10 protein-coding genes are annotated in these 14,473 nt (G+C 70.6%); 7 read left to right on the forward strand and 3 right to left on the reverse strand.

Annotated features, from left to right (window positions below; translation table 11 throughout):
* Positions 1-157 precede the first annotated feature (157 nt).
* Positions 158-2,065: a GAF domain-containing protein gene (locus tag K0817_RS02420; RefSeq protein ID WP_219979770.1), complete on the reverse strand. Its 1,908-nt coding sequence runs from the start codon at positions 2,063-2,065 to the stop codon at positions 158-160.
* Positions 2,066-2,090: 25 nt separating this feature from the next.
* Positions 2,091-2,945 (reverse strand): alpha/beta fold hydrolase, encoded by an 855-nt coding sequence (locus K0817_RS02425; RefSeq protein WP_219979771.1) that lies wholly within the window; start codon positions 2,943-2,945, stop codon positions 2,091-2,093.
* Positions 2,946-3,122: 177 nt separating this feature from the next.
* Between K0817_RS02425 and K0817_RS02430 the strand changes: the two genes are divergently transcribed.
* Genes K0817_RS02430 through K0817_RS02445 form a run of 4 tightly spaced genes read left to right on the forward strand, consistent with a single transcriptional unit; the run spans position 3,123 to position 7,418 of the window.
* The gene (locus K0817_RS02430; RefSeq protein WP_219979772.1) at positions 3,123-4,403 is read left to right on the forward strand and encodes a hydroxymethylglutaryl-CoA reductase, degradative; all 1,281 of its coding nucleotides are present in this window, start codon (positions 3,123-3,125) and stop codon (positions 4,401-4,403) included.
* On the forward strand, positions 4,400-5,377 hold the full coding sequence (locus K0817_RS02435; protein WP_253735131.1) for a hydroxymethylglutaryl-CoA lyase: 978 nt from the start codon (positions 4,400-4,402) through the stop codon (positions 5,375-5,377). Before K0817_RS02430 ends, K0817_RS02435 begins: the two co-directional genes overlap by 4 nt.
* Positions 5,374-6,603: a CaiB/BaiF CoA-transferase family protein gene (locus tag K0817_RS02440; protein ID WP_219979773.1), complete on the forward strand. Its 1,230-nt coding sequence runs from the start codon at positions 5,374-5,376 to the stop codon at positions 6,601-6,603. Before K0817_RS02435 ends, K0817_RS02440 begins: the two co-directional genes overlap by 4 nt.
* Positions 6,600-7,418: a MaoC family dehydratase N-terminal domain-containing protein gene (locus tag K0817_RS02445; protein WP_219979774.1), complete on the forward strand. Its 819-nt coding sequence runs from the start codon at positions 6,600-6,602 to the stop codon at positions 7,416-7,418. Before K0817_RS02440 ends, K0817_RS02445 begins: the two co-directional genes overlap by 4 nt.
* Before the next feature lie 8 nt (positions 7,419-7,426).
* Here the strand turns inward: K0817_RS02445 and K0817_RS02450 are convergent, their stop codons facing one another.
* On the reverse strand, positions 7,427-8,317 hold the full coding sequence (locus K0817_RS02450) for a LysR family transcriptional regulator (protein WP_219979904.1): 891 nt from the start codon (positions 8,315-8,317) through the stop codon (positions 7,427-7,429).
* A 128-nt stretch (positions 8,318-8,445) separates the two neighbouring features.
* Between K0817_RS02450 and K0817_RS02455 the strand changes: the two genes are divergently transcribed.
* The 3 genes from K0817_RS02455 to K0817_RS02465 all read left to right on the forward strand — a co-directional run bounded on the left by K0817_RS02455 (position 8,446) and on the right by K0817_RS02465 (position 14,469).
* On the forward strand, positions 8,446-11,892 hold the full coding sequence (locus tag K0817_RS02455; protein ID WP_219979775.1) for a bifunctional proline dehydrogenase/L-glutamate gamma-semialdehyde dehydrogenase: 3,447 nt from the start codon (positions 8,446-8,448) through the stop codon (positions 11,890-11,892).
* 65 nt (positions 11,893-11,957) lie between these two features.
* The gene (locus tag K0817_RS02460) at positions 11,958-12,986 is read left to right on the forward strand and encodes an ornithine cyclodeaminase (protein ID WP_219979776.1); all 1,029 of its coding nucleotides are present in this window, start codon (positions 11,958-11,960) and stop codon (positions 12,984-12,986) included.
* 10 nt (positions 12,987-12,996) lie between these two features.
* Positions 12,997-14,469, forward strand: coding sequence for an amidohydrolase (locus K0817_RS02465; RefSeq protein WP_219979777.1), 1,473 nt, complete (start codon positions 12,997-12,999; stop codon positions 14,467-14,469).
* Positions 14,470-14,473: the final 4 nt, after the last annotated feature.

Genomic DNA, 14,473 nt, shown 5'->3' on the forward strand with positions numbered 1-14,473 from the left:
GCACTGCCATTCCACCGCATTCGCGCGACGGCGGCGGCGTGCATCGGCCACAGCTGCGCGGGCCTCGTATGGGTGATGGATCCATACTGATTCCGTTCGCCGCACCCTCACCGGCGGGTGCCGTCTGACCGCGGGGGGCGGGGCCGGGCGCGCAGCCTCAGCGCCGCGTCTGCAGGCGTTCGCGCAGCTCGTCCAGTCGCACCGCGATGCTCAGCCGGAACATCCGCTCATCTTCGCGCCACGAGGGGCCTAGGACGTGGTCGAGGCGGTCCAGGCGCTGCAGGATCGTGTTGGTGTGGAAGTTGAGCGCGCGTGCCGTCCGGGTCGGGCTGGCGTTGTTGCGCACGAACGCGCGCAGAGTCCCGAGCAGATCGGCATTGCGCTCGGCGTCATACTGCCGGACCGCGCCGATCGTCTCACGAAGGAAGGCACTGAGCGCGTGGGCGTCACTGTCGAGAATCGCCGAGTAGGGCAGGAAGTCCTCGACCCGGGCCGTGAGGTCGTCGATCTCCAGCGCCGTCAGCAGGCGCGCCGTGCGCATCGCCGCCTCGAAAGCCGCCGGCAGGCCACTGGGGTTCGCCCTCGGCAAGACCGCCGACACGGGATGCCGGATCGAGCTCGACACGTGCACCCGGAGCCGCTCGACGTCGCCTTCGTCGGGTGCGCGGGCGAGCGCGGCGACCACGTAGCCGCGGTACTCTCCGACCAGCGCATCGTCATCGAGCCGGCGGCTCAGCGCCCGTGCCGCGGCTGTCTGCTGATCGCCAGGAACCGACAGCAGCAGCAGCGCCTCCAGCGCGGCGAGGTCGACCCCCAGCCGTCGGCCGCGTCGCACCACATCGGCGCGGCGCTCGGGCACATCGTCGAGCAGATCGGCGATGAGCTCGCTGCGGATGCGGTGGTCGGCGCTCGATGCCGCCTCCTGCTGAAGCTCCAGCAGCGCCCCGACCTGCGCGGCGCGCTCGACGGTGCGCAGATCCACCGCCCCGAGCTCGAAATCGCCCTCGCCGAGCAGGAGTGCCCCGAAGTGACGGCTGCCGGCGGTCAGCGCCGCCACCGCGCGGACGCCCGGCCCGGGGAGAGGTACGCAATGGCCTGATCGGCGACTGTCGGCGGTGGCCTCGCGCACCGCGGCATCCGGCTCCAGCATCGCCGGCGGCAGCGGCAGGCCGGCCGCCGCGATCAGCTGCTCCTGCGCGTCGACGATGGCGACGGCGCGACCGAGCGCCGACGCCAGCGTCTCTGCCACCGGGGCGAACCCGCCGCCGGCGAGGACCGCGTGCACGAGCTCTTGGTGAACGGAGTTTGCCCGGTCGCGTTCCGACAGGTGGGCGGTCAGGCTTTCGAGGTTGCGCCGGCTCTCCTCTTCGGATCGCTGCAGCTCGCGCAGCGTCTGCGTCGTCTGAAGAATCACCGACGCGTGGTCGGCGACGGCCGAGAGCAGCGCGACCTCGTCGGGACTGAAGCTCTTCACCTCGCGGTTCGCGACGAACAGCACCCCGAGCACATCGTCATGCGTGACCATGGGTACGCCCAGCAGCGACACCAGTCCCTCCGACGAGACGGCATCGTCGATGTCGGAGTCGTGCCGCTCGCGCGCGTACTCCGAGTAGTCCGCCACCCACTGCGGGCTGCGCGTCTCGACGACGACGCTGGCAAGACCCCGCCCGGGCGGCACCCGGAGCGCCTGGAACGCTCCGCTCACTGAACCGCTGGTCTCTCGCACCCGCAGTTCACGGGTATCGGTGTCGAACTCGGACAGGTACGCGACATCGACCCCCATCATCTCGTGAGCACGCTGCACCAGCCGAGCCAGCACAGCGTCGCTCTCGCGCAGCTCGGCCAGCTCCCGCGCGCTCGAGAAGAGGGCGGACAGTTCGTGCTCGCGTCGGCGAAGGCGAGACAGCTCCCGCTGCGAACGGTGCACGCGTTCGGCGAGCTCCCCGGCAGCGCGCTCTCCTGCTCCGAGCAGCTGAAGGGCATCGCTCACCGCGGTCGGCCCGACAAGATCCCCCGAGAAGGCGGCGTCCAGCAGCGCGGCGATCGCTTCGGCCTCGGGCTTCATCTCGGCTTCCTCCCGATGGGCGACGTCACCACTCGGGTGGCGAGTCGGCGCGGCGCGCGGTTCGCAGCAGGGCGGCCGCCAGCTCCGGCCACAGCTCATGCGGGACCAAGTGCCCCATGTCGGCGTGAATCTGCAGCTCGGCGCCCGCGATGGCATCGGCGATGTCCACGGCAGCGCTCCAGTGCAGCACCTCGTCTTCGCGGCCGTGGAACACCACCGTCGGCACCGTCACCTTGTGCAGCGCTTCACCGCGTTCGGGAGCGCGCAGGAGCGCGGCCCATTGCCGGGCGAACCCCTCGGGCGCATACCCGCGGTCATACGCGATGCCCGCCTGCTCGCGATGCCACGCCGCCTGCGGGTCGTAGCGCCGCAGCGGCGTGGCGAGCACCGCGGCCTCGGCGAAGGCGACGGCCTGTTCGCGGCTCACCCGCACCGGCGCGCTCAGCAGCTCGGGACGCTCGCCGTGCAGGATGTAGCGGGGGTCGCGTCCGGGGATCGTCGATAGCAGGCCGAGGCTGCGCACCCGCTCGGGGTTCTGGATCGCTGCCATCTGCGCCATCATGCCACCCATGGAGTGACCGGCGACGTGGGCCGATTCCACCCCGAGGTCGTCGAGGATGCGCAGGATGTCGTCGGCCATGTCGGAGAGCTGGTATCCGCCGTCGAGGTCGTCCTCGCTCCCGAACCGCTGCGAGAGACCGGTGTCGCGATTGTCGAACCGCACGACCCGGAGCCCTCCGTCGGTCAGAAGTGAGATGAACGCCTCGTCCCAGCTGAGCAGCTGCGCACCGCCACCCGACACGAGGACCAGCACCGGGCGGTCCTCGGAGCCGAACACCTCGTAGTACAGCCGCACGTCGGCAGAGTCGGTAAAGGGCATCGGCAGCATCCTCCTCGGGGTTCTGCGAGTCTAGGGCGGGCTCTCGACCAGGCTGATGTATCAAACGCACATGTTGCAAGGAAGAAGGTGGGTGAGGCATCCATCGAAGGCGGTCGGTTTCGCTCGTAGTGTCGTCATCGACGCGGGACGATCCCCGCTTGCGACGGAAGGCGGCCGATGGCCACGAACAGCCGAATCCCGGGTCTGCGCGACCACACCCCGCAGGAGCGCCTTGCGATGGTGGCCGAGAGCGCCGACGTCGACCCGACCGCGCTCCAGGCTCTCCTGCCCGGCGACGGGTTATCGCTCGCGCACGCCGATCACATGATCGAGAACGTCGTGGGCCTGATCGGCATCCCGATCGGCATCGCCACGAACTTCACGGTCGACGGGATCGACCGACTGATCCCGATGGCCACGGAAGAGCCCAGCGTGGTCGCGGCAGCATCGAACGCGGCGCGGATCGCCCGCAGCCACGGCGGATTCTCCACCTCGTACACGGGCGACGTCATGGTGGCACAGATTCAAGTGCTCGATGCCGTCGACCCGCACGGCACGAGGTTCGCGCTGCTCGAGGCCCGAGACGAGCTCATCGCCCTCGCCAACGAGCAGGATCCGACGCTCGTCTCACTGGGCGGCGGCGCCTTCGACGTCTCGGTCCGCGTTCTGCCCACTCGCGCCGGCGTTCAGGTGATCCTCCACCTGCACGTCGATGTGCGCGACGCGATGGGGGCCAATGCGGTGAACACCATGGCCGAGGCGATCGCGCCGCGCGTGGCCGAGCTCGCGCATTCGCGCACGCTGCTGCGGATCCTGACGAACAAGGCCGACCTGCGCATCACCAGGGCACGAGCGGTCTTCGACGGCGAGCTGCTCGGCGGCGCCCAGGTCGTCGACGACATCGTCGCCGCGGCCGCCTTCGCCGAGGCGGACCCCTACCGCGCCGCCACCCACAACAAGGGCATCATGAACGGCATCACCGCGGTCGTGCTCGCCACCGGCAACGACACCAGAGCGGTCGAGTCGGGCTGCCATTCGCACGCCGCGCGCGACGGCCGGTACGCCGCGCTGTCGCAGTTCGAGAAGGATGCCGAGGGCAACCTCGTCGGAACGCTCGAGGTGCCGCTCGCCGTCGGCCTCGTCGGCGGCGCCACTCGCGCGCACCCCACCGCCCAGGCTGCCGTGACCCTGCTCGGGGTGCGCACCGCCCAGGAGCTGGCCGGCGTCATCGCCTCGGTCGGACTGGCACAGAACCTCGCCGCGTGCCGGGCGCTCGCCGCGGAGGGGATCCAGCGCGGGCACATGACCCTGCACGCACGCACCGTCGCCGCCAGCGCGGGCGCGTCGGTGGACGAGGTCGGCGCCGTCGCGGCCCGCATCGTCGCCGAGCGCCGCATCCGCGTGGAGTACGCGCGCGAAGTGCTCGCCGAGCTGCGCAACGAGAAGCACACGCCATGACGCCCCGCATGCCGTCGCCCCGCACCCAGTCCGAGCCCGGACTGCCCTCGCGCGTGACCGTGTTCGAGGTGGGGCCGCGCGATGGACTGCAGGCCGAGTCCGACATCGTGCCGACCGCCGTGAAGGCGGAGCTGTGCGAGCGGCTCTACGCCGCGGGCACCCGCGACCTCGAGGTGACCAGCTTCGTGCCGCCGACCTGGATCCCTCAGCTGGCCGATGCCGCCGAGCTCGTCGCCGAGCTCGACGTCCCGCCTGGAGCCAGAGCCGTCGCCCTGGTCCCCAATATGCAGGGACTGCAGCGGGCCATCGATGCGGGCGTCCGAGAGGTCTCGGTGGTCGTCAGCGCCTCGGAGTCGTTCGCGAAAGCCAACCTCAACACCACCATGGCCGGCGCGCTCGACCGCGCGGTCGAGGTGATCCTCGCCGCGACAGCGGCCGGCATCCCGGTGCGCGGCTATGTCTCGATGGCCTTCGGCGACCCCTGGGAGGGGGCGGTGGACCCCGCCGTCGTGACATCGGCCGCCGCGCAGCTGCACGCCGCGGGTGCACGCACGATCGCCCTCGGCGACACGATCGGGGTCGGCACGCCGGGGCTGACCGTCCGATTGGTGTCCGAGACGCTGTCCGCGGGCGTGCCGGTGACTGCGCTCGCGCTGCACCTCCACGACACCTACGGGCAGTCGCTCGCCAACGTGCACGCCGCCCTCCGCCTGGGCGTCGCCGAGTTCGATGCCGCGATCGGCGGACTCGGCCGGTGCCCGTACGCCGCGGGAGCCACCGGTAACCTCGCCACGGAGGATCTCGTGTGGATGCTGCACGGTCTCGGCATCGAGACCGGTCTCGACCTCACGGCTCTCGCGGCGACCACCCGATGGCTCTCCCGGATCCGCGGGGTGCCCGCACCCTCGAACGTGGCGCGCGCGCTCGCCGCAGCCGATATGTCCCGGCGCGCACAGGAGGCAGAATCCGCATGACAGACATCACGCTTCCCGCCGCGGGAGCTCTTCGCGGCGTCACCGTGCTCGACCTCTCCCGCGTGCTCGCCGGCCCCTACGCGGCGCAGATGCTCGCAGACCTGGGCGCCACGGTCATCAAGATCGAGAACCCCCGCGACCCCGATGTCTCACGCGGCTTCCCGCCGTACCTCACCGACGGCGAGGAGGAGTTCAGTGCCTACTACGCCCAGTACAACCGCGGAAAGCTCGGCCTCGGCCTCGACCTTGCGACGGAAGACGGCAAGGAGGTCCTGAAGGACCTCGTCCGCGCGGCGGACGTCCTCGTCGAGAACTTCCGTCCCGGCACCATGGCGAAGCTGGGCCTCGGTTTCGACGTGCTGCACGAGGTCAACCCTCGTCTGGTGTACACCGCCATCTCGGGCTACGGCCAGACCGGATCCCGGTCCCGGCGTCCCGCGTTCGACAACACCGCGCAGGCCGCGGGCGGGATGTGGTCGATGAACGGGTACCCCGACCAGCCGCCCGTTCGCGTGGGCGTCACGATCGGAGACCTCTCGGCGACGCTGTTCGCCGTCGTGGGCACGCTCGCCGCGCTGCGGCACGCCGAAACCACCGGCGAGGGCCAGCTGGTCGACGTCGCGCAGGTCGACAGCATCCTGGCGCTGACCGAGACCGCCGTCGTGGACTACACCGTCACCGGCACGGTCGCCTCTCCTGCCGGCAACGAGCACGCGTGGGTGCGGCCGTACGAGCTGTTCGACTGCGCGGACGGGCAGGTGTTCTTCGGCGCCTACACCGACAAGCTCTGGAACGCGAGCTGTGATCTGTTCGGCACTCCGCAGCACAAGGCCGACCCCGAGATCGACACGATGCGCAAGCGGTTCCAGCCCGAGATCTACCGCCGTCGTGTGCACCCCATCGTCGCCGGCTGGCTCGCCGGCCGCACCAAGGCCGAGCTCGAGGCGCTGGCAGGAGATGTCGTGCCGCTGACTGCGGTGAAGAACATCGGCGAGGTCGTCGACGATCCGGGCACGGCGGAACGGGAGATGATCGTCACCGCCGACTATGGCGCCCTGGGTGAGCTGCGCATGTTCGGACAGCCCATCAAGCTCTCGGCGACGCCCGCCGTTGCCGCTCGCACGGCCAATCGCTTCGCGGAGCACGCCGACCAGGTGCTCACCGAGCTCGCCGGCTATGACGCCGACCGGATCGCGCGACTGCGAGAATCGGGAGCCCTGCCGTGAGCGTCGTGCGTACCGAGCCCGTCGCGCCGGCGGCCGTCGAGGCCTACCGCGGCACGTTCGCGGCTTCGGAACCTGTTCGCGCGGCGGGAGCCGAGCTGCCGCCTGCGTGGGAGGGGCTGCTGTTTCCGTTCTCGGCGCCGCTGGCCGATCTGAGGCCCGACGGCACACCGGCGCACGACGGTGTGATCCCGGCGATCGACCTTCCTCGCCGGATGTACGCGGGAGAGACCACGGAGTTTCTGAGACCCGTCCACGTGGGCGATGACGTGGTGCAGACGACGTCGCTCGGCGATGTCGCCGAGAAGAACGGCTCGCGCGGACGTCTGGTGTTCGTCGACATCGAGCGGGACTTCGCCGTCGGGGGAGAGGTCGCGATCCGCAGCGTGTGGCACGACGTGTTCCTGGAGGCGGCAGATCCGGATGCCGCGGCCCGGCCGCCGCGGCCCGACCCGGCTGCGGCAGCCGGCGCCGAGTGGAGCGAGGAGGTCACGCTGGATGCTCGCCAGCTGTTCCGGTTCTCGGCACTCACGTTCAACACGCACCTCATCCACTACGACCGCGCGTGGGCGCGAGAGGTGGAGGGGCTGCCCGACCTGCTGGTCCACGGCCCGCTCACCCGCATCCTGCTCATGGACGCGGCACGGAGGAATGTGCCCGGGCGACGTGCGAGACGACTCGACATCCGGGCGATCGCTCCGGTCCTCGTCGACCGCGGGCTGCGCATCTTCGGCCGCACGGCAGGGGACACCACGCGTGTGACCGGCGTGGACCCCGACGACGTCGTGGTGACGACGGCAGAGATCACGTGGGCGTGACGGCGAGTTCAGCGGGGACGGTGCGCGCGAAGAGCCTCGGTGAGCGCGGCGAGCACCGCCGCGATCGCGGCAGCGTCGCGCGACGACGAGCGCGTCGCCGCGAAGATCTCGCGCACGGGCGTTCCAGGCAGATCCAGCAGACGCACGGTGGAGCGATCTCCCGTCCACACCAGGTCGGGCAGCATCGCGACGGCATGGCCGGCCGCGACGAGCCTCGCGTGAGCGATCAGATCGGTGGCCTCGTAGCGCACGTCCGGCTCGAAACCCGCGGCGCGACATTGCTGCACGGCCCATTGCCGAACCGCGGCGCCCTCTGGTTCGAGAACCCACGCCCGATCCCGAAGGTCTGCGAGGCTCCGCGCCCCGTCGCCGGGCGGCAGGGCGAGGCGTATCGGATCACCGCCCAGCACCACGCGGTCCATGCCGTCGTGCAGTTCGCGGCTGTGGCCGGGGTACTGCTCGGCCACGACGAGATCGAAGCCGCGCGCCCTCAGCTCGAACAGACCCTCCTCCGGTGCCATCTCCACCGCCTCGACGCGGAGCCCGGGCAGTCGTCGTGCCAGCAGTGTCAGGGCCGGGGGGAGCAACGCCTCGGCGGCGGTCGGCATGACGGCGATCTTCACCGGACCGGCCTCGCTCTGCAGCCCCGAGAGCTCGGCGCGGACCGCTTCGTCCAGCTCGAGGGCGCGCGCGGCGTGCGCGGCGAGCAGTCGGCCGTGCGCGGTGAGCCGCACCCGGCGTCCGTCCGGCTCGAGCAGCGCGACACCCGCTTCACGTTCGAGCAGCGCCAGTTGCTGCGACACCGTCGAGGGACTGTAGGCGAGAGCGGTCGCCACTTCGGCGATGGTGCCGCGCAGGAGCAGCTCATGCAGCAGGCGCAGTCGTCGCAGTTCGAACACGCAGATCACTTTCATCGAGAATCCCGAACGGTATCCATCGTAAACGCTCGCTTTTCGCGAAGTGTCGCGCGACCTCACACTGAACCCAGCGCGTGCCGTCTTGCCGCGCTCTCATGTGAGGAAGCACGATGACACAGCCGATCACCACCGACACCACTCCGATCGCGGCGCTCGCCGACGAAGCCGTCTCCCTCGTGCAGCGCTGGCTGGCGGAGAGCCGCCAGGTGCCGATCGACGCCGCAGCCCGGCGACTCGCCGGAGTCCTCAGCGACCCGCGCGGTCTCGACTTCACCGTCGGCTTCATCGACGGCGTCGTCCGCCCCGAGGATACGACGGTTGCCGCCCGCAACCTGCGCGGCCTGGTCCCCCTGATCCCGAGATTCCTGCCCGCCCCGCTGCGCGCTCTCATCGGCCTCGGCGGAGCCTTGGCGCCCCTGTTTCCCGGAATCGTGGTGCCGGCAAGCCGGCGTGTGCTGCGACGCATGGTCCGCCACCTCATCGTGGATGCCACCGATGCCGAGCTGGGCAAGGCGATCCGGCGCATCCGGGCGTCCGACGGGGTGAAGCTGAACCTGAACCTGCTGGGTGAGGCCATTCTGGGCGAAGAAGAGGCGGCGCGACGACTGGCGGGCACGCGACGGCTCCTGGAGCGTCCCGACGTGGACTACGTATCGATCAAAGTCTCCTCCACGGTCGCCCCGCACAGCCCCTGGGCGTTCGACGACGCCGTGGGCCACGCGGTCGAGGCGCTCGCGCCGCTCTATCGGATCGCGTTGCGGGACCGGAAGTTCATCAACCTCGACATGGAGGAGTACAAGGACCTCGATCTCACCATCGCCGTCTTCACCGTGCTGCTGGATCGCGAGGAGTTCCGTACGCTCGAGGCCGGCATCGTCCTGCAGGCCTACCTTCCCGATGCCCTCGGCGCCATGATCCGCCTGCAGGAGTGGGCCGCCTCGAGGGTCGCCGCCGGTGGCGCCCCCATCAAGGTGCGAGTCGTGAAGGGCGCGAACCTGCCGATGGAGCGGGTGGACGCCGAGCTGCACGACTGGCCGCTGGCGACGTGGCACAGCAAGGAAGCCTCGGATGCCTCCTACAAGGCGGTGCTCGACTTCGCGCTGCGACCGGAGCATGTCGCCGCTGTCCGCATCGGCGTCGCGGGCCACAACCTCTTCGACATCGCTCTCGCGTGGCTCCTCGCCTCGCGCCGCGGCATCGCGTCGACCGGATCGAGCCCTGCGGTCGAGTTCGAGATGCTGCTCGGCATGGCGACCGCCCAGGCGGCGGTCGTGCGGCGCACGGTCGGCGCGCTCCTGCTGTACACGCCGGTCGTCCATCCTGCGGAGTTCGACGTCGCGATCGCCTATCTGATCCGTCGTCTCGAGGAAGGGGCATCCGCCGAGAACTTCATGTCCGCCGTGTTCGATCTGGACGCCGACCCGGCGCTCTTCCAGCGCGAACGCGATCGATTCCTCGCCTCCATCGCCGCCATGCCATCGGCCGTACCGGGACCGAACCGCACGCAGGATCGCGGTCGTCCGCAGCCGCCCGCCCCGCTCGATGGCTTCCGCAACACACCCGACACCGATCCGAGCCTGGCGGCCAACCGCAGCTGGGGCGACGCGATCCGCGCCCGGATGTCGGCATCCGAGCTCGGACTCGAGACCGTCAGGGTGCACACCGTCTCGGACTCCGCCGGCCTGGGGGAGGTCATCGCCCGCGCGACGTCCGCCGGCGACGCTTGGCAGGCGCTCGGCGCCGACGGCAGGGCCGCGATTCTCCACCGAGCGGGCGACGTGCTCGAAGCGCGCCGCGCCGACCTGCTCGAGGTCATGGGGTCCGAAGCAGGCAAGGTGCTCGAGCAGGGCGACCCGGAGGTCTCCGAGGCCGTGGACTTCGCCCACTATTACGCCGAGAGCGCCAAGCACATGGCGGCGATCGAAGGCGCCGCACACCGGCCCGTCGGGCTGACCGTCGTCACCCCGCCGTGGAACTTCCCCGTCGCCATCCCCGCCGGCTCCGCCTTGGCAGCTCTCGCCGCCGGCTCGCCGGTCATCATCAAGCCCGCCCGCCAGGCCCGTCGCTGCGGCGCCGTTCTCGTCGAGGCGCTGTGGGAGGCGGGTGTCCCCCGCGACGTGCTGCAGTACGTGCAGCTCGAAGGCCGGGAGCTGGGCGCGCAGCTCGTGAGCGATCCGGCCGTCGAACGCGTCATCCTCACCGGCGGGTACGAGACCGCCGAGTTGTTCCGCAGCTTCCGGCCGGACCTTCCGCTGCTGGCCGAGACGAGCGGCAAGAACGCCATCATCGTCACTCCCAGCGCAGACCTCGACCTGGCGGCCAAGGACGTGGCGTACTCGGCCTTCGGTCACGCGGGCCAGAAGTGCTCGGCCGCCTCGCTGGTGATCCTCGTCGGCACCGTCGCGACGAGCGACCGGTTCCGTCGCCAGCTCGTCGATGCCGTCACCGCGTACCAGGTCGGTGAGCCGAGCGACGGATCCAGCCGCATCGGGCCGCTCATCGGCCCGGCCGACGGAAAGCTGCGGCACGCCCTGACGAGCCTGGAGCCGGGCGAATCCTGGGTGCTCGAGCCGCAGCGGCTCGACGACGAGGGCAGGCTCTGGCGTCCCGGCATCCGCGACGGCGTCGCGCCGGGGAGCCCGTTCCATCTCACCGAGTATTTCGGGCCTGTTCTCGGCATCATGAGCGCGAAGACGCTCGCCGAAGCGACGGCGCTGGTCAACGCCATCGAGTACGGGCTCACGTCCGGCCTGCACTCGCTGGACGATGACGAGATCGCACAGTGGCTCGCCTCCGTTCAGGCCGGCAATCTGTACGTCAATCGGGGCACGACCGGTGCCATCGTGCAGCGGCAGCCGTTCGGCGGCTGGAAGAAGGCGGCGGTGGGCACCGGCACCAAGGCAGGTGGGCCGAGTTATCTCATCGGCCTGTCCGACTGGGACGACGCACCAGTGACCGCATCCCCGCCGGCGGACGAGCTGTCCCGTGCGGTGCTCGCCGCCGCCGGTCTGCCGGCAGCCGACCTGGGCTGGCTCGCCGGCGCCCTGTCCACCGACGTGGCAGCCTGGCACGACGAGTTCGGAGTCGTCCGCGACGTCACCGGACTCGAGATGGAGCAGAACGCCCTGCGCTACCAGCCCGTCCCGGTCACGATCCGCCTGGAGCGGGGGAGCGACGTCGAGGCCATCCGCGTGGTGGCGGCCGGTCTGCGAAGCGGGGCCACGCTCACGGTGAGCACGGCGCGAGACCTGCCGCCGGCAGTGCAGTCGTGGCTGCGTTCTGCGGGCGTCCACGTCGCCGTGGAGGGCGGATCGGCCTGGAGCGTCCGCGCCGCGCGCCTGGCCGCCACCGGCGGCCGGATCCGGCTCGTCGGGGGAAGCGCCGACGAGACCGCGGCCCGCACCGGAGGATCCCCTGCGGTCGCGATATACACCGGCCCGGTGCTGTCGGCCGGCAGGATCGAGATGCTGACCTTCCTGCGCGAGCAGGCCGTCTCGATCTCGGCCCACCGGTTCGGCACACCGCGCCGCTACGAGATCCCCCCGTTTTCGGCCTAGGAGGCAGCGATGAGACCCATCCCCGACGACCTACGCGGCGATGCCGAACGCACGGAGGCGGCCTCGTGACGGCCTTCGTCGGCGTCTCCGACACGGTGCGGTGGATCGGCCGCCGTGGCGCGGAGACCATCATGGCCGAGATGGCGGACACCATCGAGGACGACTTCCGCCGCTGGAGGTCGTTCGACAAGACCCACCGGATGGCCAGCCATACGCCGTTCGGCGTCATCGAGCTGATGCCCATCAGCGATGCCGAGCTCTACGCGTTCAAGTACGTCAACGGGCATCCGTTCAACCCCGCGCGAGGGTTCCAGACCGTCACGGCGTTCGGCGTGCTCGCCGACGTCCACAACGGCTATCCGGTGTTCCTGGCCGAGATGACGCTGCTCACCGCCCTGCGCACCGCAGCCACGTCGGCGATGGTGGCGCGGCATCTCGCCCGTTCCGACTCGCAGGTCATGGCGATGATCGGTGCCGGCAGCCAGGCCGAGTTCCAGGCGCTCGCGTTCCGGGCGGTGATGGGGATCACGCGCCTGCGTGTCTTCGATGTGGACCGCATGGCGACGGCGAAGTTCGTGCGCAACCTCGCCGCACGCGGTTTCGACATCACGGTGTGCGACACGGCATCCGAGGCGGCGGCCGGTGCCGACATCGTCACCACCTGCACGGCCGACAAGGCGATCGCGCAGGTGCTGAAGGATGCCGATGTGGTGCCGGGAATGCACATCAACACCATCGGCGGCGACTGCCCCGGCAAGACCGAGCTGGATCCCCTGATCCTGGAGCGCGGGCCCGTGTTCGTCGAGTACGCCCCCCAGACCCGGATCGAAGGCGAGATCCAGAATGTGCCCGCAGACTTCCCCGTGACCGAGTTCTGGGAGGTGCTCGCCGGTCTGGCGCCGGGTCGCACGGCGGTCGAGCAGATCACGGTCTTCGACTCGGTCGGCTTCGCGATCGAGGACTTCTCTGCGCTTCGGCACCTTCGTAGCGACGTCGCCGGGACCGATCTGGCCCATGACATCGACCTCATCGCGGCTCCCGACGACCCGAAGGATCTGTTCGGATTCGCGGTGTCGCCCGTCCCTGTCAGCTGATCGGTACTCCATGACGACGCCTCCCGTGACACTGCGAAACGTCCGTCCCTACGGCGCCGGCGAGCCGGTCGACATCCGCATCCAGGCCGGTGTGATCGCCGGAGTGGCGCCTACTGGCGCGGTGGAAGCCGCCGGCGAAGTCGTCGACGGCGGAGGGCGATGGGTGGGGCCAGGGCTGTGGGATGCTCACGTCCACTTCACCCAGCACGTCATACGGCGTCGGCGTATCGACCTGTCGGCAACCCGCAGCGCCGCCGACGTCATCGCCGCGACGGTGCAGGCGCGGGCGGCGGGATGGCCGCTGACCGCGGGGATGCTGATGGGCTACGGCTTCCGCGACGCCCTGTGGCGCGAGCCGGCCTCGCTGGAATCGCTCGACGCGGCGATCCGTGACGTGCCGGTCGTCCTCGTGAGCGGGGATCTGCATTGCGCGTGGATCAACCGAGCGGCGGCCGGGCGCCTGGGGATCCAGATCGACGCGACCGGGCTGTTGCGGGAGGGGCCATGGATTAGTCTCCTGCAGTCGCTCGATGCGTCTGTCGAGCTTCCCGACGCGGCGTACCGGGAGGCCGCCGATGCCGCCGCGTCACGGGGTGTCGTCGGCGTGGTCGAGTACGAGAACTCCGACAATGCAACGGAGTGGACTGAGCGCAGCGCGCGGGGCTTCGACGCGCTGCGCCTCGAGGTGGCGGTGTGGCCGGACCGGCTCGAGCAGGCCATTGCGGCGGGGCTGCGCAGCGGCATCGGTCTCGATGAACGAGGCCTGATCGCCTTCGGCCGGCTCAAGGTCGTGGTGGACGGGTCACTGAACACGCGCACGGCCTGGTGCTGGCATCCCTATCCCGGGATGGATCCGGCCCACCCGCACGCGTGCGGCGTGGAGAGCGTCGCGATCCCGGAGCTGCGGCGCCTTCTCGAGCGGGCGCGGGGCGCGGGCATCGAGGCGGCGGTGCATGCCATCGGAGACCGCGCCAACAGCGAGGTGCTCGACACGTTCGCCGACCTGGGCATGCCGGGCATGATCGAGCACGCTCAACTGGTGCGCGAGGACGACTTCGCTCGTTTCGCCCGGCTGGGGCTCATCGCCAGCGTGCAGCCCGAACACGCGATGGACGACCGCGACGTCGCCGATCGCCACTGGGCCGGTCGCACCGGGCGTGCGTTCGCCTTCGGGTCGCTTCACCGCGCGGGTGCCGAGCTCCGGCTGGGATCGGATGCCCCGGTGGCGCCGCTGGACCCCTGGATCTCGCTGGCCGCTGCCACGGCCCGCAGCCGGGGCGACCGGGATGCGTGGCACCCCGAGCAGCGGCTGCCGTTGGACGTCGCTCTGGCCGCATCCGCCCGCTCGCGCGTCGAGGTCGGCCAGCCCGCCGACCTCGTGATCGTCGATCGCGACCCGTACGACACCGATCGAGACGCTCTGCGAGAGATGCCGGTGGCGGCGACGCTTCTCGGTGGTCGATTCACCTGGCGGCGACTGTGAACGG

The sequence above is a fragment of the Microbacterium sp. HD4P20 genome (assembly GCF_019449275.2).
Lineage (GTDB): Bacteria > Actinomycetota > Actinomycetes > Actinomycetales > Microbacteriaceae > Microbacterium.